A 22,810-nucleotide genomic window follows, 5' to 3' on the forward strand; every position below is an offset into this window, starting at 1 on the left:
TGTAAACCTCCTATCTCAGCCGGTCCAGCGACCGGATCAGCTTCTCGTCCTTACGGATACGGTACAACGCCATACAAAGGAGAACAAAGCTGAGCACCGGCAGGAAAGCGCCGATCCAGTAACGAGAGGAGATCACTTCGGTAAGGCTGCCGCGAAACAGCTCGATGCTGCGGTACATCCAGTAAAACAGCCCGATGGTCACCAGCAGGTTCAGCCAGGTCAGCCCCGCCTGCCGTTTCCGTTTCTTAAAAAGAAAAATAGCGACCAGGCTCAGCGCAATGCTGATCACCGTCAGGATAATACCTACGTAATTATCGCTGAAGGTCATCGACTTCAGGGCTTTTATTCCGTTCTCCATTACCGTGGCCTGGTAGATGTCAAAATAAAAAATGCCGGCCGTCACAACGGCGGCAAAAAACAGGTACAGGGTTTGTATGCGCTGGATCATAAGGCAGCTGTTTTGCAAGTAAAAGTAAATAATATTCAGCATTCCTGGGGGAAAAGCATACCCTCTGCGTCCTCCGGTTCGTATACTGTTCGTATATTGCGGGTACGGGCTGCCGGTGGCAACAGGAGAAGCGGCCCGTGTTTTTACCGTTATAAACAGTAATGCTCCGGTTATGGCGAGAAAGCTCAACAAACAGGACGCCCTGGACTACCATGCCCAGGGACGGGCCGGTAAGATAGAGGTGATCCCCACCAAGAATACCAAGTCGCAGTGGGACCTTTCTCTTGCCTACTCACCGGGGGTAGCAGAGCCCTGCAAGGAGATATACCAAAATCCCGAAGCCAGCTATAAGTATACCGCCAAGGGTAACCTGGTGGCTGTCATCAGCAACGGCACCGCTGTGCTGGGGCTGGGCAATATCGGTCCCGCTGCGGGCAAGCCCGTCATGGAAGGCAAAGGGGTGCTGTTCAAGATATTCTCCGACATCGACGTGTTTGACATCGAGTTGGACGTCACCGACCCCGACGAGTTTGTACGGGTGGTGAAGGCCATGGAGCCCACCTTCGGCGGGATCAACCTCGAGGATATCAAAAGCCCGGAATGTTTTCTGATCGAGGAGCGGCTCAGGGAGGAGCTCAATATTCCCGTGATGCACGATGACCAGCACGGCACCGCCATCATCTCGGGGGCGGCGCTGCTGAACGCGTTGGAGCTGGTGGGCAAGGATATCGGAAAAGTCCGCTTTGTGGTGAGCGGGGCCGGGGCGGCCGCCATCGCCTGCGTACGGCTGTATATTTCCCTGGGCGCCGATCCGGACAGGATCGTCATGTTTGACAAGGACGGCATGCTTGGCGCCGACCGTACCGGCCTGGACGATCTGCACCGGCAGTTCGTCTGCCGGCAGAAAGGCTGTACGCTGGAAGAAGCTATCCGGGACGCGGATGTATTTATCGGGCTGAGCGTCGGCAATGTGCTTACCCCGGCGATGGTAAAAAGCATGGCATCACAGCCCGTCATCTTTGCCATGGCCAATCCCGACCCGGAGATCTCCTATGAGGCGGCTACGGCCGCACGCCCGGATCTGATCATGGCTACCGGCCGCTCGGACTATCCCAACCAGGTGAACAATGTGCTGGGTTTTCCCTATATCTTCCGGGGCGCGCTCGATGTACGGGCTACCCGGATCAACGAGGCTATGAAGCTGGCGGCCGTCAGGGCCCTGGCGGAGCTGGCCCGCCTGCCGGTGCCCGATATGGTGAACATGGCCTACGGGGAACGTAATCTGTATTTCGGACCAAATTATATCATTCCCAAGCCCCTGGATCCGCGTCTGCTGCGGACCGTGGCCCCCGCCGTGGCCAGGGCGGCCATGGAAAGCGGGGTGGCGCAGCATGCCATCACCGACTGGGAGGTCTACCGGCAGGAGCTGGACAACCGGCTGGGTCTGGATCCTCAGCTGGTGCGCGCCGTCGGGGCCAAGGCCAGGAAAGATCCGCGAAAGGTGGTCTTTGCCGAAGCAGACAATCTGAAGATACTCAAAGCTGCCCAGGTAGTGCGGGACGAAGGCATCGCCCATCCCATCCTGCTGGGCAACGAGCAGCGCATCCGCCGTCTGGCCAAAGACAACAACATCGAGCTGGATGATATTCCCATCATCGATCCCCGCAGTCCCGAAATGGATGAAAAACGCCATCACTTCGGAGCGCTCTTTTATGAAAAACGGAAACGCCGCGGCTATAACTATTACGAAGCCCGCAAGGCCATGCGGGACCGGAACTTTTTCGGCTGTATGATGGTGGAAACGGGAGAGGCGGATGCCCTCATCTCCGGACTTACCCGCAAATATCCGGATACCATACGCCCTGCCCTGCAGATCATCGGTATGGAGCCGGGTGTGAAAAAAGTGGCCGGCATGTATATCATCATCACCAAACAGGGGCCGCTCTTCCTGGCGGATACCACCATCAACCTCAATCCCACGGCGGAAGAGCTGGCCGATATTACCCTGCTGACCGCCCAGGAAGTGCAGCGCTTTAACGTCACCCCCCGCATTGCCATGCTTTCTTACTCGAACTTCGGCTCAAGCCATACTCCGGAAGCTATTTTGGTGCGCGACGCCGTGGAGCTGGTCCGCAAAAAGGCGCCGGAGCTGGTGGTGGACGGAGAGATACAGGGCGCCATCGCCTTTGACCCGGAAATACTGAAAGACAATTATCCCTTCAGCCCCCTGGTGGAAGGCGGGGTGAATACCCTGATCTTCCCCAACCTCTCCGCCGGCAATATCGCCTATCACCTGCTCATGGGTGTGGCGGGCTTCGACGCCATCGGCCCCATACTGCTGGGGCTCAAAAAGCCGGTGCATATGCTGCAGCTGGGCAGCACCGTGCGGCAGATCGTGAACATGGTGTCGGTGGCCGTGCTGGATGCCCAGGGGAAGTGCGGCAGAAAACAGGCTGTGGACTAATTTTCGTATCTTGATCCGATGCCGGATATTTCAAAGAAAAAGATTTTTTTTCCGCTGAACAAAGCCTTCCGGAAATTCCTGAAGCTGTATGAGCGGGATACCCCCCTGCCTTTGTCGTACGACAGCCTCCGCTATTACAACTCGGCTATCCCGGTGTATGACAAGGAGGGAAAGGATACCCTGTGGGAATCGGTTTTTTATCCCCAGGAGATGATGGGAGAGGTGCACCGCGGGCTGAAACGCATTTATTCCATCCTGAAGGCGGGGGGAGATCATGCAGCGGAAGAGCATCTTTCCATAGAGCGGATCGACTACTGTACTTTTGGCAATTCCCACCCTTTCCGGATCCGGATCGTCAATAACTACAACGAGGTCTACGATTATTTTTATATCAAGGTAGCCGACGCCTCCCGCATCTACGGGCTGGAGCTGGAGCATATCCTTTCGCCCTACTGGATCAACTTTGTGGTAGACGGTAATACCCTGGTGGAGGAGCATATCGCCGGGGTACCCGGAGACCAGTTTGCCGCCGCCTGGATGCAGCGCCCGGAGTTCAACCCCAAACGAATCGCGAAGGAATTTGTCAAGTTCAACGAACGCTGCTTTGTGCGCCTGCTGGGCGACATGCGCTCCTATAACTTCGTTTTTGACATTACGCCGGACTTTGACGATGTACAGTTCCGCATCCGCGCCATCGACTTCGACCAGCAATTTTACGAAGGGAAAAAAGCCCTTTATATGCCCCAGTTCTTTAAGGAGAACCGGCCTTTTGTAGAGCTGGTGCTGCAGCATCTGAACGGGGAAGTGGTGCGCCAGTACCAGCAGGAAGAACGCGCCCTGATGGCCCGGCGGATCAAAACGCAGCGCCACCGCATCCGGGACCTGCGGGATGTGATCATGACCGATACGGTATCCACCCCCGAGAAGATCCTGCAGCTGGGCCATGAGCTGGCCCGGCATTACGGGGATAATGTATTCAGCCGCTGCAGGACCATGGGAGAGATCATCGAGCGCAGCCTCAAACGGCTGCTGGTAAGCCGGCTGCGGTAAACCCCTTTCCCGGAAAATCAATAACTTCCCGCTTTAAAACCCCTATATGCTGCGAAACGTCCTGTTGTGCTGTATGCTTGGTTTATATACCCTGTCCGGTATGGCGCAGGATACCACGCGGTTTACACATGCCGATACGCTGCGCGGTTCCGTTACGCCGCAGCGGGCCTGGTGGGACGTCACCTTTTATGATCTCCATGTGCAGATCAGTCCGGCAGACAGCAGCATCCGCGGATACAACCGGATCACCTACCGCGTGCTGCAGCCGGCGCAGGAGATGCAGATCGACCTGATGACGCCGCTAAAAGCGGACAGTATGGTGCAGGACGGAGCGCATCTCCGTTACCGCAGGGACGGCAACGCTTTTTTTGTGACGTTGCCCGCCGCCCAGCGTGCAGGCACGTTCCATACCATTGCCGTCTATTATCACGGTCGGCCCCGCGTGGCGCAGACCCCCCCCTGGGATGGCGGCTTTATCTGGACGCAGGACAGTCTCGGGAATCCCTGGGTAGCCACCGCCTGCCAGGGCGTCGGGGCCAGCATCTGGTGGCCCAATAAGGATACCCAGGCCGACGAGCCGGACAGCCAGCGGATCGCCATTACGGTGCCCGACCCGATGATCGATGTTTCCAACGGGCGTCTGCGCAGCAAGACAAAGCATACCGACGGCACCACTACTTATGAATGGTTTGTACAGAACCCCATCAATAATTATGACGTAGCCGTCAATGCCGGCAGCTATGCGCATTTCAGCGATGTCTACGAAGGGGAAAAAGGACCGCTTACCCTCGATTTCTGGCCATTGGCGGTGAACCTGCAGAAAGCCAGGAAACAGTTTGCGCAGGCCAAGGGCATGCTGAAATGTTTTGAATACTGGTTCGGTCCCTACCCCTGGTATAAAGACGGGTATAAGCTGGTGGAGTCCCCGCATCTCGGAATGGAGCACCAGAGCGCGGTGGCTTACGGCAACGGTTATGAGAACGGTTACCGCGGCATGGACCTGTCCCATACCGGCTGGGGTATGAAATGGGATTTTATACTCGTGCATGAAAGCGGCCACGAGTGGTTCGGCAACAGCATCACATCCGCCGACATTGCCGATATGTGGATCCACGAAAGCTTTACCAACTATGCGGAAGGGTTGTATACCGAGTGCCGCTTCGGGAAAAAGGCCGGCGCGGAGTACATTATCGGTACGCGGAAAAACATACTGAACGATGTGCCGGTCATTGCCCATTACGGCGTAAACGAAGAGGGTTCCGGGGATATGTATTACAAGGGCGGCAATATGCTGCATACCATGCGCCAGGTGGTGAACAACGATGAAAAATGGAGGGCCATGCTCCGGGGGCTGAACCGCACCTTCCGGCACCGGATCGTGAATGCCGCGGATATCGAAGGATATATCAACCGGGCATCGGGGATCGACTTCAGCAAGGTTTTTGACCAGTACCTGCGCACCGTAAAAATTCCGGTGCTGGAGTATAAAGTAAAAGAAGGACAGCTGTTCTTTCGCTGGACCCATGTGGTGCCCGGGTTTCATATGCCCGTGCGGGTGACCCTGAAGGCGGGACGGTATGATTTTATTTATCCTACGGAGCAATGGAAATCCGTTGCCTTCCCGCTGAAACGCGCGGACCGGTTCAGGATAGATGAAAACTTTTATGTAGACAAGCAAAAGGCGGATTGAGCTAAAATCGCTAACTTGAGCCGGTTTTGCAGGCGGTGATCCCGGCGTACCGGCCGCCTTTCATTTAATCGAGGCATATATGTTGTTTGCACATATCGGTAAGTACCTGTTGATGCTGAAGGACATGTTTTCCCGGCCGGAGAACTGGAAAATGTACTGGAAGCAGTTTATGCAGCAATGCGTGGATATCGGCGTCGGGTCGCTGGGGATCGTCCTGATCATCTCCGTGTTTATCGGCGGCGTATCCACGGTGCAGACAGCATACCAGCTGGTCAGCCCGCTGATCCCCAAATCCACCATCTCTCAGGTGGTGCGGGATACGATGATCCTTGAATTTTGTCCCACCATCACCTGTATCGTGCTGGCAGGGGTAGTGGGTTCCAAGATCGCTTCGGAGCTGGGGAATATGCGGGTATCCGAGCAGATCGACGCGCTTGAGATCATGGGCATCAATACCAAAGGATACCTTATCCTGCCCAAGATCGTGGCTTCGCTGCTGACCATTCCGATACTGGTGGTGATCTCGGGCTTTGTAGGCATCTGGTGCGGGGAGCTGGCCGGCGTTTTTACCGGCATCCTGTCCTCTCAGCAGTTTATGCAGGGCCTGGTATCCGAGTTCAAGCCGTTCAACGTTGCCTTTGCGCTGATCAAGGCGTATACCTTTGCTTTTATCATATCCTCCGTGTCCTCCTATTTCGGCTATAACGTGGAAGGCGGGGCTCTGGAGATCGGACAGGCCAGTACAAAAGCGGTGGTGGTGAGCTGTGTGTTCATCCTGCTGGCGGATTTCGGACTGGCGGCCCTGCTGCTGAAATAGCCCGTGGCCCTGCTGACAAAAAACGATTATCGATGATTGAGCTTATCCATATAAAAAAAGGTTTCGGAGACAAGGTGGTGCTGCATGACGTCTCCGCAGTAATGGAAGCCGGGAAAACCAACCTGATCATCGGCAGCAGCGGCAGCGGTAAAACAGTGCTGATGAAATGCATGGTCGGCCTTTTTGAGGTGGACGAGGGTCAGATCAAGTACGGCGATCAGAACTTCACGGCCATGAGCGATGTGGAGCGAAAGCCCATTCGTCAGGAGATCGGCATGCTGTTCCAGGGTTCAGCGCTGTTTGACAGCATGACGGTGGAGCAGAACCTGATGTTTCCGCTGGATATGTTTTCCAATATGCGGCTCCGGGAGAAGAAAAAACGGGTGAATGAATGTCTGGACCGCGTAAACCTGAAAGAGGCGCACAAGAAATTCCCTTCCGAGATCAGCGGCGGGATGAAAAAAAGGGTAGGCATTGCCCGGGCGCTGGTGCTGAACCCGAAATACCTTTTCTGCGATGAGCCCAACTCGGGGCTGGACCCCCAGACCTCCATGGTGATCGATAAGCTGATCCATGAGCTGACCGTGGAATACGAGATCACCACCATCATCAACACCCACGACATGAACTCGGTAATGGAGATCGGGGATCATATCGTGTATATGTACCAGGGCAACAAGCAGTGGGAAGGCAGCAGCAAGGATATCGTTTTCAGCAAAGACGAGAAGCTGAACGACTTTATCTTTGCTTCCGAGTTCCTCAAGGATGCCAAGGAAATGCGGCAGCTGGAAATGAGCCGGGGGAAGCAGGAGGGGAGCTGACCGGTTGGGGAAACTCAACTTTTTCACGTAGGTTTGCACAGCTTAAAGAAGATCAAACAGCCATGAGTGTTTTAGTTAATAAGAAGAGCAAGGTGATCGTACAGGGATTCACCGGTACGGAAGGGACTTTCCATGCCACCCAGATGATCGAATACGGTACGGAAGTCGTGGGCGGTGTAACGCCGAACAAGGGCGGGCAGACCCACCTGGAGCGGCCGGTATTTAATACTGTGGAAGAGGCGGTCCGGCAGACCGGAGCCGACGTGTCCATCATCTTTGTGCCCCCGGGCTTTGCGGCCGACGCCATTATGGAAGCTACCGAAGCCGGCATACGGCTGGTGGTCTGCATTACGGAAGGCATACCGGTGCAGGATATGGTAAAGGTAAAAAACTACCTCAAGGGAACGGATACACGCCTGATAGGACCTAACTGTCCCGGTGTGATCACCGCGGGAGAATGCAAGGTGGGCATCATGCCGGGCTTTGTATTCACACCCGGTCGTATAGGCGTAGTCTCCAAATCGGGCACCCTTACCTATGAAGCGGCCGACCAGGTAGTAAAGGCCGGACTCGGCATATCCACGGCTATCGGTATCGGCGGGGATCCCATCATCGGTACGCCTACCGTGGAAGCGGTGGAGCTGTTGATGAAGGACCCGGAAACCGACGGCATCATCATGATCGGCGAGATCGGCGGCAGCATGGAAGCCGATGCGGCCCGCTGGGTAAAGGAAAACGGCACCAAGCCGGTAGTAGGGTTCATTGCCGGGCAAACCGCGCCTCCCGGACGACGGATGGGCCATGCCGGCGCCATCGTCGGCGGCGCCGAGGATACGGCAGCTGCCAAAATGAAGATCATGCGCGAATGCGGCATCCATGTGGTAGACAGTCCCGCCGATATCGGGAAGACCATGCAGGAAGTGCTGCATAAATAAAGTCATAACCAAAAGATAACAGAAGGCGTCTCCTGCAGGCGCCTTTTTTATTTCCTTCGCCCCGGTTTGGAAAAAATGTTTTATTTTCCTTTATGGAAATTGCAGCGGATTTCGTCTATCTCTGGTCTTGATAGATAAAAGCGATTAACTGTTAGATTATGAAAATGCTTCGACGTTGCCTGCCCCTTTTCCTTTTATTGCTGATCAGTAAAAAGATGCTGGCCCAGTCATTCGACTATGATGCCGCCTGGAAGCGTGTAACCGAGCTGGAAGCGAAAAACCTGCCCCGCTCTGCCTGGGACGCGGTAAAGCTGATCTATCAGCACGCCAAAAAAGACCGGCAGGAAGGACAGCAGATCAAGTCCCTGATCCATCAGCTTAAATACCGCGAGCAGGTGGAAGACAGCGCACAGCAGCAAAATTTTGCCGCCCTGGAAGCCGAGATAAAAGCCGCCGACGCGCCCGCCCGCCAGATACTCGAAAGCATGCTGGCCGAGCTCTACTGGGATTATCTCCGGCAGAACCGGTATAAGCTATACAACCGTACAACCGTACAGAACAATCCCGGGGACGACATCAGCACCTGGGACGCCGCCCAGCTGAACCGCGCCATTGCCGTTCATTACCAGGCCTCTTTAGTGCCCGCTGGGCAGCTGCAGAAAACAGCCATAGATACGCTTCCCGAGCTGATCGAAAAGGGGGAGCATACCGCCGCCCTGCGGCCTACCCTGTATGACCTGCTCGCGCAACGCGCGCTGGATTATTTCCGGAATGATGAGAATGGCATCACCCGGCCCGCAGACGTTTTTTCCCTCAGCGACCCGGCCGCTTTTGCCCCGGCCCGCGAATTTGCCCATACGGATTTTAATACCACAGATACCGCGGCTCCGGCTTACCGCGCCCTCCTGCTGTTCGGCCAGCTGATCGCCGTCCATCTGGACGACAGCCGTCCCGATGCGCTGATCGATGCGGATATCCAGCGACTGCAGTTCGCCTGGGAGAAATCGGTTTCACCCGATAAAGACAGTCTTTATGAACACGCCCTGCAGCAGCTGATACAGCAATATCCCCGGAATGCCACCGCCTCCCAGGCCTATTACCTGCTGGCGCAGCAGTATTACAGCCGGGCGCAGCAGTATCATCCGCTGACGGATACCCTTCACCGTTATGATGCGCTGAAGGCAAAAGCCCTGGCGGAAGAAGCAGTAAAGACATTTCCCCATTCCGAAGGAGGGATCAGCTGCGCAGCGCTGCTGCGCGAGATACAGCGGCCGCAGATCACCCTGCAGAGCGAGAAGGTAAATGTGCCGGATAAGCCGTTCCGTACGCTGGTGGAATACCGGAACATAAAAACAGCCTTCTTCCGGGTGGTGAAGGCGGATGCGGACGGGCCGGAAGCGCAGACCGACAGCGGCTACTGGAATAAGATACTGCATCAGCCCGTACTGAAGCAATGGCAGGTATCCCTGCCGGATACCCGGGATTACCAGGAGCATGCGGCCGAAATAAAAGTGGAGGGACTGCCCCCCGGAAGCTACCTGCTGCTGGCAGCCGATGAGGCCGGCTTTTCCCGGGAGACGGCCACCTTGGCCTTATCCGTATCCGACCTCTCCTATACCGGGGATAACAAGGGAAATTACTGGGTGCTGCACCGGGAAACGGGAAAGCCCCTCAAAGACGTGCAGGTGAAGGCCTGGGTATCGCGGTACGACAACAAAGCCCGCAAAAACATAAAATCCCTGCAGGGAAAATATGTCACGGATGCCAACGGGCATTTCAGAGTGACCCGCAAAGAAAAGGACTATGCCGGCATAATGCTGGAGCTGACCCTGGGGAAAGATCATCTTTCTTCTGATAACTATCAGTATATCCCCTATAACGTCAGCGGGAATACGCCGGAGAAAAAGCGTAAGCCCAGGTTATTCTTATTCACCGACCGCTCCATTTACCGGCCGGGCCAGACGGTATATTTCAAAGGCCTTGTCACGCAGCAGCCGGCGCCGGGCGGAAGCTGGCATACGGTCGAAAACTATAAGGGCAGCATATACCTCTATGACGCCAACCACCAGGTGGTGGATTCACTTCCGGTGACCACCAATGCCTACGGCTCCTATGCGGGACAGTTTAAGCTGCCGGAAGGATCGCTGAACGGGAATTTCTCGCTGCAGGACGACAGTCTCGGCGGAACGCAGTATTTCTCCGTGGAAGAATACAAGCGCCCCAAATTTTATGTGGAGCTGCAGCCGCCTTCTTCCGCCTACCGTCTGAACGACTCTGTAAGGGTTCAGGGTAAGGCGGTCAGCTATGCCGGCGCCAGCGTAATGAACGGAACGGTAAAATACCGGGTGGTACGCCGCGCCCGCATTATCCCGCTGGGCTTCCGGTCTTATCTTCCGATACGGCCGCTGCCCCAGCAGGAGATCGCCCAGGGTGAAGCCACTACCGACGCGGAGGGGAATTTTTCGGTGCCTTTCGTCATGCGTCCGGATGAGAACGTGCCCCGGGAGCAGCAGCCCGTATTTCATTACCTGGTATATGCCGATGTTACCGATATCAGCGGGGAAACGCGCAGCGGCACGGCCGATCTGGCTGCCGGCTACCAGTCGCTGGTGCTGGAGCTCGATATCCCGGAAAAGCTGTCATCCGACAGCCTGCAGCGTATCCGCATCCATAGCATGAGCGTCAGCGATACGTTCCGTCCGGCGGAAGTGCAGCTGTCTGTAAAGCAGCTCGAAGCGCCGGACCGGGAGCTCCGCAACCGTTACTGGCAACAGCCCGATCAGTTTGTGATTTCCGAATCCGAATACCACCGCGATTTTCCGTACGATGTTTACCGGGATGAGGACGATCCTGCCCGATGGGTAGTTCTGAAAGAGGTCCTCAGCAAACGGGACAGCAGCCATGCCGACGGGCATTTCCTGGACCGGGCTGCGGGACAGCAGCTCCCGTCAGGATGGTACGCCGTTACCGCGACGGCGGAAGACAAAGACGGTAATACGGTAAAGGCCATACGTTATGTTCAGGTGTATGGCAGCAAAGACAGGAAGCCGTCCGGTCCCGCCGTTTTCTGGCATACGCTTTCCTCCGGCGAGGCCGCCCCCGGCGATAAGGTGGAGCTGCTGCTAGGCAGCGCCGGCGACGGCTATGTGCTGCTGCGGCAGAAAAGCGGGCGGCAGCCAAAAGAGGATCAGCAGCTGGTTTCATTACGCAATGAAATAAAGCGTATATCCGTTCCTGTTAATGAGTCGGACAGGGGAGGCATCCTCCTGAGCTACCTCATGGTAAAGCACAACCGCATCTATAGCGGAGATACGCTGATACGGGTGCCCTGGACAAACAAGCAGCTGCAGCTGAGCTGGTCTACCTTCCGCGATAAGACGCTGCCGGGGGAACAGGAGAAATGGCGGCTGAAGATCGCCGGCCCCGGCGGGCAGCAAGCCACCGCCGAGCTGCTGGCCGCCATGTACGATGCTTCCCTGGATGTTTTCCGGTCGCATAACTGGGCTACGCCCGCTACCTTGTATCCGACGCTTGCGGAAGGCAATGCATGGCATACGGACAATAATTTCAATGCCGTCCGGTCCCGGGATTATTACCGTCCGGATACGGCTGTACAGGATAGCTATGAAAAAACCTATGCGCAGCTGAACTGGTTCGGGTATCCGCATTCCCGTCGCATTGGAATTATGCTCCGGGGCCAGGCGGCAGGCGTGATGGCAAAGAGCGATGCAAGCCCGGCACCGGCACAGGAAGTGGTTGTCGTCGGCTACGGCGCCCAGGAGAAGAAAGCCATCACCGGTTCCGTTGCCATGCCGGCGCCTGCTCCGCCTCCTGCCATGCAGGTCCGGAAGAACCTGCAGGAAACGGCGTTCTTCTTTCCGCAGCTGCATGCCGACGCGGAAGGAAGTATATCGCTGGAATTTACCATGCCCGAAGCGCTGACCCGCTGGCGGCTGATGATGCTGGCCCATACGCCGGACCTGGCCTATGGCTATGCGGAAAAGGAAGTGATCACCCAGAAAAAGCTGATGGTGACCCCCAACCTTCCCCGCTTTTTGCGCAACGGGGATGAGATCAGCATCGCCGCCCGCATCGATAATCTTTCGGAAGCAACGCTGAGTGGCAAGGCCCGGCTGCAGCTGCTGGATGCGGAAACCCTGGAGCCGGTAGGCCGCCTGTTCGGACAGGACAGCGTACAGTCCTTTTCGGTAGAAGCCGGCCGGAGCAGCGCGGTGCGGTTTGCCCTGAAGATACCGGAGGATTTTCACAGCGCGCTCACCTGCCGTATTACGGCCGACGCCGGCACCTACAGCGACGGGGAGGAGAATGTGCTGCCCGTGCTGAGCAACCGTATGCTGGTCACCGAGACCCTGCCGCTGAATATGCCGGAAGCCGGGACAAAACATTTCCGCATGGATAAGCTGCTGCAGAGCGGCGCATCCTCCACGCTGCAATCCTATAGCCTTACTGCGGAATTTACCACCAATCCCGCCTGGTATGCCGTACAGGCGCTTCCCTACCTGGCGGAGTACCCCCATTCCTGCGCTGAACAGCTTTTTAACCGCTATTATGCCGTTTCCGTCGGACGGCATATCGCGCAGACGCAACCCAACATTGAAAAAGTATTTGACACCTGGCGCAAGGACACTTCCGCGCTCCGGAGCAACCTGCAGAAAAATGAAGACCTGAAATCCGTACTGCTGGATGCCAGCCCCTGGGTGCGGGATGCCAAAAATGAAGCCGAGCGGAAACAGCAGCTGGCCGGATTCTTTGATACCGTCCGTCTGCAGGCCCAAAGCACACAGACCCTGGAGCAGCTGCAGCAGCTGCAGACCCCCAACGGGGGCTTCAGCTGGTTCGGGGGTATGCAGGACGACCGTTACATCACCCAGTATATCCTGAGCGGCATCGGTCACCTGCAGCAGCTGGGCATACCCCAGCAGAGCAGCATCATCCGGGGAATAACCACCCGCGCGCTGCCTTATCTCGATCAGCGTATCCGTGAAGACTATCAACGGATACTGCAGGATAAGACGAAAAAGGACGACGATCACCTGAGCAATCTGGCCATCCAGTATCTCTATATGCGCAGCTTTTTCCCTTCGATACCGGTGGGCGACAGCGCCCGGACCGCGTACAACTACTTCATGGCGCAGGCGCAACAGCACTGGACCCGGCAAAGCATATACATGCAGGGCATGATAGCGCTGGTGCTGCACCGCAGCGGATCGGAGAAAACGGCTACCGACATTATCCGCTCCCTGAAGGAAACGGCTACCTATTCCCCGGAGATGGGCATGTATTGGAAAAAGATGAAAGGCGGCTTTTACTGGTATGAAGCCCCCGTAGAAACACAAGCCCTCCTGATCGAAGCCTTTGCGGAGATAGCCCGCGACACCCGGACGGTAGACAGGCTGAAGACCTGGCTGCTGAAGCAGAAGCAGACCCGCAACTGGCCCTCCACCAAATCCACCGCCGATGCCTGCTATGCCTTGCTGCTGCAGGGGAGCAACTGGCCGGAGCAGCAGCCGGAGGTCCGGCTTGCCCTCGGTAAGGAGACCGTTGATTCCCGGAACGAAAAAACGGAAGCCGGTACGGGATATTTTCAGAAAAAATTCCCCGCAACCGCTGTCCGTCCGGAAATGGGGGATATTACCGTACAGCTGGAATCGGGTTCCGCCGCCGGCCCGGCCTGGGGCGCCGTTTACTGGCAGTATTTCGAGAACCTGGACAAGATAACCGGGGCCGCCACCTCGCTGAGCATTCAAAAAGCGCTGTACCGGCAGGAAAATACCGCGAAGGGCCCGGTGCTGGTGCCGCTGAAGGACAATGAAGTGCTGCATGTGGGAGACCGGATCGTTTCCCGGATGGTGCTGCGCACGGACCGGGACCTGGAATATGTGCACCTGAAAGATATGCGCGCTTCCTGTTTTGAGCCGCTGCAGGTGCTGAGCGGTTACCAGTGGAAAGAAGGCGCGGGTTATTACAGCGAAACCAAGGACGCCAGCATGAATTTCTTCTTTGATCATCTGCCCAAAGGAACCCATGTGCTGGAATATCCGATGGTGGTCGGCAGCGCAGGCGATTTTTCAAACGGCATCAGCACAGTACAATGTATGTATGCGCCGGAGTTTGCCGCTCATGCCGGGGGGCAGCGGGTCCGCGTCGAAGAACGTAAATAAAATATTTTTCTTATATTTGCGCCGTCGGGATGACCGGGTTGTCTGCAGGACAGATCCGCCCGTTCGCCGGTCATCCTTTTTTGCTCCGGAAAAAAACCGGAGCCCATTTTTGGAACCATTTTTGCAGAGAAGCGGCGGAACGGCACCGGAATGGCTTTCCATTAAAAATACATAATCTTTAACCTTTTGATAATTAATGGTTTCCGGTTTTGAGAAAAGGGGACTGTAGTATAATTTCCCCGTCCTAACCAGACCGTCAATATCTTGGGAGATGAAATTTTTTGCAATTGTATGCGGGATAGCGGTTTTATTGCTCGGCGGGCAGGGGGTTACCCATGCCCAGCAGCAGCGCTTTACCCCCAAATCGTATATCCGGGAGCATGCCCCCATTGCACAGTCGCTGATGGAAAAGAGCGGTATCCCGGCCAGCGTGATCCTGGGGATTGCCATGCTCGAGTCCGCCAACGGCAACAGCCGGAATGCCCACCTGCTCAATAACCATTTTGGCATCGTAGGCCCCAATCATCTGGATGAAAAAAATACCACCTATCGTTCCAGATACAAAGGATATACCAGCGACGAAGCTTCTTATCAGGATTTCTGCAAGAAGATCCAGAAAAAGAACATTTACCGGCAGCTGAAAGGTAAATCTGACTATCTTTCCTGGATCAAAGGGCTGTACAGCTTCGGTTATGCGGAGGCAGGCGTTGTCTGGATGCAACGCGTGCTGCGGACCATACGGACTTACGACCTGGACCAGTTCGACCAGGCTGCTGATGAGGACGAGGACGGAATGCCCGGAGATGTGACGGCAAAATAGTTCGGATCCGATTTTAACCTATAGTATGTCTTCTGCAGATAACAGGTCTTCTGTTCCTTTTCTTCTTGTTTTTTTTACCCTCATCATTCTCGTTGCGCTGACCTATATACCTACCGGCTTTTCGCTGTGGGGCTGGTCTTTCAACAAGGTAGACCTGCTGTCCGAAGTGCGCAGAAAGCCGCCGTCTGCGGCTCCCCGCGCGGCGGCTCCGGTGACCCGGATGGTGGATTCCCTGAAGAAAAAGGCTGCTTCCGAAGTGGTGGCGGACAAGACGCACATCAAGCGCGACTTCATGACCTATACCGGCATTATCCAGTATGGGGATACCGGCAGCGAAGCATCCGGTATGGTGCATTTTTACCAGGCCCTGCACGATCTGAAAACCGGGAAACGGAAAAAGGTAAGGATCGCCTACTTCGGCGACTCCATGATCGAGGGGGACCTGATCACCGGTACGGTGCGACGGCTTTTGCAGAATTATTTCGGGGGCAACGGCGTTGGCTTTGTGCCCGTCACCAGTATCGTGGCCGGGTTCCGGAATACGGTGGTGCACACCTTTTCCAAGGACTGGGAAGAATACAACTTTAAGGATAAGGAAGCTGGGGGGCGGGACCTCGGTCTCTCCGGTCATGCCTTCTACCCGGAAGCCGGCAGCTGGGTCCGGCTGGCCCCCGTGCACCGGCCTCATCTGGACGAGCTGCACGAGATCACCTTGTTTTACGGTCCTGCTGAGGAGCATCCCTGCCGGGTATCTACGGGGGGAGCCACCTTCGAGCTGGACGGCAGCCACCGGGTAAATGAGCTGGAGCTGAAGGCAGATTCGGCCGCCACGGCGGTCCGCTTTCAGTTTGATCCCACGGGACCGGTGGATATTTACGGTTTTTCCCTGGAGAGCGACAGCGGCATTTTCCTGGATAACTATGCCTTCCGGGGGATCAGCGGGGTGGAGCTTCCCCGCATACCGGAACAGGTGACGCAGGGCATGCAGTCCGTTCACCCTTATGACCTCATTGTCCTGCATTATGGTCCCAACGTGCTTTTTAACCCCCGTATCACAAAGTTCGGCTGGTACGAGCGGCCGATGAAAAAGACCATGGCCTACCTGCGCAGCAATTTCCCGAATACCAGCATCCTGCTGGTGGGAACGGCAGACAAGGCGGCCCGCGTGCAGGGAGAATACCAGACACAGCCGGGCGTGCTCACCCTGCTGGACCTGCAGCATCGCCTGGCCGAGGAATACGGCTGTGCCTTCTGGAACCTGTTCAGCGCCATGGGCGGGGCGGGCAGCATGGTGCAATGGGTGGAGGGTGATACCGTGTATGCCAACAAAGATTACACCCACCTGAACTTCCGCGGGGCGGAGCGCGTAGGAGCGCTTTTGTATAACAGTATGATCAAGGATTTTGAAAGTGAACGCTATAAATAACAGGTTGCGTCATGTGCAGTGGCTGCTATGGCTGGGGATTTGTTGGGCGGGGAAAGCACAGGCGCAGACCCCTTCGGTGGATCAGCACCAAAACTATATCCATAACGACACGGCGCTGTATGATTTCTTCGGGAAGCTGCAAAAGACCGACAGCAATGTGGTAAGGATCCTGCATATCGGGGACTCCCACCTGCAGGCCGGCTTTTTCCCCGGCGAAGCCCGGAAAGCACTGCAGCAGACCTTTGGAAACGCCGGACGGGGTTTTGTATTCCCCTACCACCTGATGAAGACAAACGGTCCCGATGGCTATCGCTGGCACAATACCGGCTACTGGAGAGATGTGAACCTGCTGGGCACCGGCGTCCGCGCCGGGAGCATCGCCGAGGATATACCGGTAGGGCTGGGAGGGTATACCCTGTACAGCCAGTCGTCCGCCGCCGCTTTGGAATTTACCTTTACCGGTGCGGCTGCTGCCGGGGAAACCATCCGCTCAGCCGTGCTGCTCACGGGCGGAGCCGCCGCCGATACCCTCGATATTCCTTACCGTCATGTGACGCTGCCCCGGGGCGTGGCCGCCCTGCAACCGATACAGACGGACAGCCTGGCGGATTTCCGGTACGACAGCGTTTCTTTCTCCACCCCTTCGCGTTCGTTCGAGATCAGCTGGAAGGGAAAGGGTGCGGCGAAGACACCGCTGGAATTTTACGGCGCGGTCCTGTACAGCGGAGAACCCGGGATACTCTACAATGCCACGGGCGTCAACAGCGCCCGTTTCAAGGAATACAACGAAAGCTGGCTCTTTTTCCGTCAGCTTTCCTATGCGAAGGCGGACCTGATCATCATATCCCTGGGTACCAACGAAGGAATGGGAAGGGTGGACCTGACGGAGCTGAAAGAGGACATAGACCGGCTGGTCACCCGCATACATACCGCAGCCCCCGGATCCGCCCTGCTGTTTACCCTGCCGGGCGACGTGATGCTGAGGCGTTACCGGACCGTCACGCGGAAGACCTCCAAGGGGCCCCGCCGGTACCGCAGCAGCGTGCTGGTACACGATCCTTATATAGCCGCGGTACGGGATGCGATGACTGCCTACTGCCGGGAACACGGGCTGGCCTACTGGGATATGTACCGGGTGATGGGCGGTGCGGGCAGCTTTTCCCGCTGGCGCAGCCGCGGGCTGGCCGCCTCCGACGGCGTGCATTATACGGTAAAAGGATATGAGATGCAGGGTGGGCTGATGGCCGCCGCCATCAAAAAGGCCTATGGGCATTTCCTGCTCCGGCAGGGAAAATGATCCGGATCCGCCTGTCTTACGGACAGATGCTGAAATAAACAGCGTGTTTATTAAATTGCACGTTTTTATCCTTTACGCCGGGAAGCCCTGACTGTTATATGAATATCGATCTGCATAAGCTGACCGCAGCCCTGTTGTACAATCCGCAGGACCCGATCCTGTTCAACAGCGGGTTCTTTCTGTATTTTTTTGCCGCATTGCTGCTTTGCTACCAGTTCGTACACCGTTCTCCACGCGGTCGCGTCTGGTTGTTTACGCTTTTTTCCCTCTACTTTTTTTATAAGGCCTGCGGCTATTATGTGGGGCTGGTCATCCTCGCCGCTATTGTGGACTTTAACCTCTCCCGATGGATCTATTATTCGGAAAGCCGGGCGAAAAGAAATGCCTTGCTGACCTTCAGCATCGTGGTGAACCTGGGCCTGCTGTTCTATTTTAAATACACCGATTTTTTTATCGGCATATTGAATGACCTGGAGCTGGGTCATTTCCGGCCCCTGAAGCTGCTCCTGCCGATTGGCATATCCTTTTATACCTTTGAGAACCTCAGCTATACCATTGATGTCTACCGAAGGCATTTCAAACCGGTAGACCGTTTTATGGATTACCTGTTTTTCCTTTCTTTTTTTCCGAAGCTGATGATGGGGCCGATCGTACGGGCGGCCGATTTTATCCCGCAGATCGACAAACCGTATCATGTCACCTCCGAAGATATCAGCAAGGGGTTGTATCTGATCATTGCAGGTCTGTTCAAAAAAGTGGTGATCTCGGATTACATCTATGTGAACTTTGTACAGTATGTTTTTGACGACCCGAGCAAGCACGTGGGGCTGGAATGTCTGATGGCGGTATATGGATATGCGATGGTCATCTACTGCGATTTTTCGGGTTACTCTGATATGGCCATCGGCATCGCGCGCTGGATCGGATTTAAGATACCGCCCAACTTCGACTCGCCCTACCAGAGCAGCTCCATTACGGAGTTCTGGCGGCGCTGGCATATTTCCCTTTCCAGCTGGCTGAAAGATTATCTCTATATCCCGCTGGGCGGTAACCGAAAGGGAAAGACGCGCCAGTATATCAACCTCATGCTCACCATGCTGATCGGCGGATTCTGGCACGGCGCCAACTGGAACTTTATCTTCTGGGGCGGCATGCACGGGCTGGCGCTGGCGGCGGACAAGAAACGGATGGAATGGGAAAAACGGAGACAGCGGCCTGTAAGTCCCGCCTGGCGGACCGTCAAGAAAATCGGCGGCATACTCTTTACCTTTCACCTCGTTTGCTTCTGCTGGATATTTTTCAAGGCCTCCTCCTTCTCGGATGCCTGGACCATGCTGCACCAGATCTTTCTGAACTTCGACGGCGGCACCTGGTCCGCTTTTTATGCGGGCTACAGCACCGTGCTGTGGGTCATGCTACTGGGATATGTGCTGCACTTTATCCCCGCACGGACGGAAGAGCGTGCGGTCCGTGGGCTGCAGTGGCTTCCCTCCTGGAGCTATGTGTTTATCCTGACCGGGCTGATCTGGGCGATCATCCAGGTAAAGACTGCCCAGCCGGTCATGCCGATCTACCTGCAGTTTTAACCCAACCCCCTAAAGGGGGCGTAAGAGGCAAAAGGTGAAGGGTGAAAGGTGAAGGGCAAAAGGTAAAAGGTGCTCCCCTGGCCCGCCTTAGGCAGGGGAATGCAGACGAAGGATAAAAAAACAAACATCTGATATCCTATAAATTCCCCTTCAGGGGTTAGGGGTAAACTGTTTATCTTTGCCGGATTTAACGGTTGTTTTTCCGATTTTTGACGAATCTCATGTACAGAACACATACTTGCGGAGAATTACGAATGTCGCATTGCGGGAGCGACGTGGTGCTTTCGGGCTGGGTGCAGACGGTAAGGAAGCTGGGCGGCATCACCTTTGTGGACCTCCGCGACCGGTATGGCATTACCCAGCTGCTTTTCGGAGAGGAGCTCAACAGGGCGCTGGAAACAAAGCCCCTGGGACGGGAGTTTGTGATCCGGGTGAAAGGTACCGTTACCGAGCGGAGCAACAAAAACGCCCAGATACCCACCGGCGAGATCGAGATCGCGGTGGCATCCTACACCATCCTCAACGCCTCGCAGATCCCACCCTTTACGATCCAGGACGATACCGACGGCGGCGACGACCTCCGGATGCGGTACCGCTATCTGGACCTGCGCCGCAACGTGGTGAAGCAGAACCTGGAGCTGCGCTATAAGGTCAGCCGCGCTGCCCGGAGCTACCTGGACCAGCAGGGCTTTATGGATATCGAGACCCCCTTCCTGATCCGTTCCACCCCCGAAGGCGCGCGCGACTTCATCGTGCCCTCCCGGATGAATTCCGGTCAGTTTTATGCCCTGCCGCAGTCGCCCCAGACCTTTAAGCAGCTGCTGATGGTGAGCGGGTATGACCGCTACTACCAGATCGTAAAGTGTTTCCGCGATGAGGACCTCCGGGCCGACCGGCAGCCGGAGTTTACGCAGATCGATTGTGAGATGAGCTTTGTGGAGCAGGAGGATGTGCTGCAGACCTTTGAGGGGATGATCAGGCATATCTTCAAAACGGTAAAGGGCATCGATTATACCGGGCCGGTGCAGCGCATGACCTGGGAGGAGGCGATGCGGGATTACGGTAACGACAAGCCCGATATCCGCTTCGGCATGAAGCTCAATGACCTTGGCGCGGTGACCCGCGGGGCCGGCTTTAAGATATTCGACGAGGCGGAGCTGGTGAGCGGCATCGTAGCGGAAGGATGCGGGGGCTTTACCCGCAAACAGCTGGACGAGCTGACCGAATGGGTAAAACGCCCCCAGATCGGCATGTCCGGTCTGGTATATGTGAAATGCAATGCCGACGGCACCTTTAAAAGCAGCGTAGACAAGTTTTTTGACCAGGACGGCCTGAAACGGATCGCTTCGGCCTGCAAGGCAAAGGCCGACGATCTTATCCTGATCCTGTCCGGGCGGGAGGCCCTGACGCGCAAGGCCATGAGCGAGCTCCGGCTGGAAATGGGAAAGCGGCTGGGACTGCGGGATAAGGCCGTATTCAAATTATTATGGGTGGTGGATTTCCCCCTCTTCGAATACGTGGAGGCTTCGGAGCTGGCCAGCCATGGCCAGCATGATGTTTCCGGCGGGAAAAGCGGACGCTGGGTAGCCCGCCACCATCCCTTTACCGCGCCCAAGCCGGAACAGACGGCCTTGCTGGGCGATCCTTCCCGGTTTGGGGAGATCAAAGCCAATGCCTACGATATGGTGCTCAACGGCAACGAGATCGGCGGCGGCTCTATCCGGATCTTCCAGCGGGATCTCCAGGAAAAAATGTTTGCTGCCCTTGGTATGGACAGTAAGGAGGCGCAGGAGAAATTCGGCTTTCTGCTCGGCGCTTTTGAATACGGCGCGCCGCCGCACGGGGGCATTGCTTTCGGCTTCGACCGCCTCTGCGCTATCCTGGGCGGCAGCGAGAGCATCCGCGACTTTATCGCCTTCCCCAAGAACAATGCAGGCAGGGACGTCATGCTGGACGCTCCTTCCCCGGTGGATCCCGCCCAGCTGGATGAGCTGGATCTTTTGATAAAAAAATAAAAGACAGAGGAAAAGATTTATGGAAGACAACAGGTCAGGCGGCTTCTGGACATATCGTATACTGGGCATTTTTAATAACTTTATTGCCGTACTCTTTTTGTTCGGCGTGATGGTAAACTTCGGCATTGCGGGTTTTCAGCCCTCCCTGCTGCTGCCTTTGTTTATCGCTTTTTCCATCCTGCTGTATACCAACCTTTCTGTCGTTTTTGCCCGGCAGGTGCTCCAGGCCCGCAAATATCTGCGTACCCGTCTGAAGGACTGGATAAGGGTCAATGCCTATGTGACCCTGATCTACTCTGTATTCCAGTTTTTGCTGCTGCTGGTGGTGCTGACCGGGAGCAATGTGCTGGAAACCATGGGAGAGCGGCTGGGCATGAGCGTGGGCACCGTACGGGGCGTTGCCCTTTTCTGTATGGCCAGCTCGGTATTGCTGGGGGTACATGTGGTGCTCTCCTTCCGGTATCTGCGGCGCTACGGCGCGTATTTCCAGGACCCTCCCGCGGAGCAATAGCGTAATGGGCCGTCCGGCCTTTAAAAAACAAATATTAACGGCTGAAATCTTTTAAAAAAAGGAATTATACCTTAGCTTTACCCCGCAAAAATCGAAAAACACTTGTTCCTATGAAGACAATTCTGAAAGTGGCGCTCCTGTGTGTAGGAGCAGGGTTGTATGCCTGCGGAGGCGGAAGCTCTTCCAATACTAATACCGATAGCAGCAGTGCGCCTGTGAGCAACGCGGGCAGCGATGAGAGCAGCACTACCATGAACAACGCGTCCAGCTCCCTGGACCTGAATGCCAAAAGCGACAGCAAAGGGGTGGGGAAATACACCGACAAGGAAATAAAGCTGGGTCCCCTGGATGCTGCTTTGGCCAAGAAAGGGAAAGACCTTTTTCAGACCAAATGCGCCATCTGTCATAAGCCCACAGATGAGCGGCTCATTGGCCCGGGTTTGAAAAACATTACCAATATCCGGACGCCCCAGTGGATACTGAACATGATGTCCGATCCCACGAAGATGACCCAGGAAGATCCGATCGCCAAGGCGCTGCTGGATGAATTTAAGACCCAGATGACCTTCCAGGGCGTGAACGAGGAAGAGTGCCGGGCTATCCTGGAATTCCTGCGCCAGAATGACGGCGCCAAGTAAGAAAGACGTAACCGTTTTATAAAAAGGCTGCCCCTCCCCGGGCGGCCTTTATTTTTTAGGAGACGTTTGTCATGCCGGGCTCTTTACGGCTTCCGGCCAAGCGCCGGATC

15 protein-coding genes are annotated in these 22,810 nt (G+C 56.0%); 14 read left to right on the forward strand and 1 reads right to left on the reverse strand.

Going from position 1 to position 22,810, the window contains the following annotated elements:
- Positions 1-10 precede the first annotated feature (10 nt).
- Positions 11-448, reverse strand: coding sequence for a DUF4293 domain-containing protein (locus ABD851_RS04080; RefSeq protein WP_344975739.1), 438 nt, complete (start codon positions 446-448; stop codon positions 11-13).
- 172 nt (positions 449-620) lie between these two features.
- Here ABD851_RS04080 and ABD851_RS04085 point away from each other — a divergent pair, with 172 nt between their 5' ends.
- From ABD851_RS04085 to ABD851_RS04150, 14 genes are all read left to right on the forward strand, one after another.
- The gene (locus ABD851_RS04085) at positions 621-2,912 is read left to right on the forward strand and encodes an NADP-dependent malic enzyme (RefSeq protein ID WP_344975742.1); all 2,292 of its coding nucleotides are present in this window, start codon (positions 621-623) and stop codon (positions 2,910-2,912) included.
- 18 nt (positions 2,913-2,930) lie between these two features.
- The gene (locus ABD851_RS04090; RefSeq protein ID WP_344975745.1) at positions 2,931-3,962 is read left to right on the forward strand and encodes a hypothetical protein; all 1,032 of its coding nucleotides are present in this window, start codon (positions 2,931-2,933) and stop codon (positions 3,960-3,962) included.
- A gap of 46 nt (positions 3,963-4,008) precedes the next feature.
- Positions 4,009-5,652: a M1 family metallopeptidase gene (locus ABD851_RS04095; protein ID WP_344975748.1), complete on the forward strand. Its 1,644-nt coding sequence runs from the start codon at positions 4,009-4,011 to the stop codon at positions 5,650-5,652.
- 79 nt (positions 5,653-5,731) lie between these two features.
- Positions 5,732-6,469, forward strand: coding sequence for an MlaE family ABC transporter permease (locus ABD851_RS04100; protein ID WP_344975752.1), 738 nt, complete (start codon positions 5,732-5,734; stop codon positions 6,467-6,469).
- Between the two features lie 32 nt (positions 6,470-6,501).
- Positions 6,502-7,290 (forward strand): ABC transporter ATP-binding protein, encoded by a 789-nt coding sequence (locus tag ABD851_RS04105; protein WP_344975755.1) that lies wholly within the window; start codon positions 6,502-6,504, stop codon positions 7,288-7,290.
- 62 nt (positions 7,291-7,352) lie between these two features.
- Entirely contained in the window at positions 7,353-8,225 is an 873-nt protein-coding gene (gene sucD, locus ABD851_RS04110; RefSeq protein WP_344975759.1) for a succinate--CoA ligase subunit alpha, read from the forward strand.
- A gap of 158 nt (positions 8,226-8,383) precedes the next feature.
- Positions 8,384-14,407 carry an alpha-2-macroglobulin family protein gene (locus ABD851_RS04115; RefSeq protein WP_344975762.1) on the forward strand — a complete coding sequence of 2,008 codons (6,024 nt, stop codon included), beginning with the start codon at positions 8,384-8,386 and terminating at the stop codon, positions 14,405-14,407.
- 271 nt (positions 14,408-14,678) lie between these two features.
- A complete protein-coding gene (locus ABD851_RS04120; protein WP_344975766.1) occupies positions 14,679-15,227 on the forward strand; it encodes a glucosaminidase domain-containing protein in 549 nt (182 codons plus the stop codon).
- 25 nt (positions 15,228-15,252) lie between these two features.
- Positions 15,253-16,653, forward strand: a complete 1,401-nt coding sequence (locus ABD851_RS04125; protein ID WP_344975769.1) for an SGNH/GDSL hydrolase family protein — start codon at positions 15,253-15,255, stop codon at positions 16,651-16,653.
- 13 nt (positions 16,654-16,666) lie between these two features.
- Positions 16,667-17,950 (forward strand): GDSL-type esterase/lipase family protein, encoded by a 1,284-nt coding sequence (locus ABD851_RS04130; protein ID WP_344975772.1) that lies wholly within the window; start codon positions 16,667-16,669, stop codon positions 17,948-17,950.
- Between the two features lie 98 nt (positions 17,951-18,048).
- Positions 18,049-19,536 carry an MBOAT family O-acyltransferase gene (locus ABD851_RS04135; protein WP_344975775.1) on the forward strand — a complete coding sequence of 496 codons (1,488 nt, stop codon included), beginning with the start codon at positions 18,049-18,051 and terminating at the stop codon, positions 19,534-19,536.
- A gap of 221 nt (positions 19,537-19,757) precedes the next feature.
- The gene (aspS, locus tag ABD851_RS04140; RefSeq protein ID WP_344975778.1) at positions 19,758-21,551 is read left to right on the forward strand and encodes an aspartate--tRNA ligase; all 1,794 of its coding nucleotides are present in this window, start codon (positions 19,758-19,760) and stop codon (positions 21,549-21,551) included.
- Between the two features lie 19 nt (positions 21,552-21,570).
- Positions 21,571-22,062: a hypothetical protein gene (locus ABD851_RS04145; protein ID WP_344975782.1), complete on the forward strand. Its 492-nt coding sequence runs from the start codon at positions 21,571-21,573 to the stop codon at positions 22,060-22,062.
- Between the two features lie 110 nt (positions 22,063-22,172).
- Positions 22,173-22,700, forward strand: a complete 528-nt coding sequence (locus ABD851_RS04150; RefSeq protein WP_344975785.1) for a c-type cytochrome — start codon at positions 22,173-22,175, stop codon at positions 22,698-22,700.
- The last annotated feature ends 110 nt before the right edge of the window (positions 22,701-22,810 follow it).

This window comes from Compostibacter hankyongensis (assembly GCF_039541075.1).
Lineage (GTDB): Bacteria > Bacteroidota > Bacteroidia > Chitinophagales > Chitinophagaceae > Compostibacter > Compostibacter hankyongensis.

Coding starts and splice junctions, on each gene's coding strand:
- ABD851_RS04080 (WP_344975739.1), bottom strand. CDS start 448: ATGATCCAGCGCATACAAACCCTGTACCTGTTTTTTGCCGCCGTTGTG.
- ABD851_RS04085 (WP_344975742.1), top strand. CDS start 621: ATGGCGAGAAAGCTCAACAAACAGGACGCCCTGGACTACCATGCCCAG.
- ABD851_RS04090 (WP_344975745.1), top strand. CDS start 2,931: ATGCCGGATATTTCAAAGAAAAAGATTTTTTTTCCGCTGAACAAAGCC.
- ABD851_RS04095 (WP_344975748.1), top strand. CDS start 4,009: ATGCTGCGAAACGTCCTGTTGTGCTGTATGCTTGGTTTATATACCCTG.
- ABD851_RS04100 (WP_344975752.1), top strand. CDS start 5,732: ATGTTGTTTGCACATATCGGTAAGTACCTGTTGATGCTGAAGGACATG.
- ABD851_RS04105 (WP_344975755.1), top strand. CDS start 6,502: ATGATTGAGCTTATCCATATAAAAAAAGGTTTCGGAGACAAGGTGGTG.
- sucD (WP_344975759.1), top strand. CDS start 7,353: ATGAGTGTTTTAGTTAATAAGAAGAGCAAGGTGATCGTACAGGGATTC.
- ABD851_RS04115 (WP_344975762.1), top strand. CDS start 8,384: ATGAAAATGCTTCGACGTTGCCTGCCCCTTTTCCTTTTATTGCTGATC.
- ABD851_RS04120 (WP_344975766.1), top strand. CDS start 14,679: ATGAAATTTTTTGCAATTGTATGCGGGATAGCGGTTTTATTGCTCGGC.
- ABD851_RS04125 (WP_344975769.1), top strand. CDS start 15,253: ATGTCTTCTGCAGATAACAGGTCTTCTGTTCCTTTTCTTCTTGTTTTT.
- ABD851_RS04135 (WP_344975775.1), top strand. CDS start 18,049: ATGAATATCGATCTGCATAAGCTGACCGCAGCCCTGTTGTACAATCCG.
- aspS (WP_344975778.1), top strand. CDS start 19,758: ATGTACAGAACACATACTTGCGGAGAATTACGAATGTCGCATTGCGGG.
- ABD851_RS04145 (WP_344975782.1), top strand. CDS start 21,571: ATGGAAGACAACAGGTCAGGCGGCTTCTGGACATATCGTATACTGGGC.
- ABD851_RS04150 (WP_344975785.1), top strand. CDS start 22,173: ATGAAGACAATTCTGAAAGTGGCGCTCCTGTGTGTAGGAGCAGGGTTG.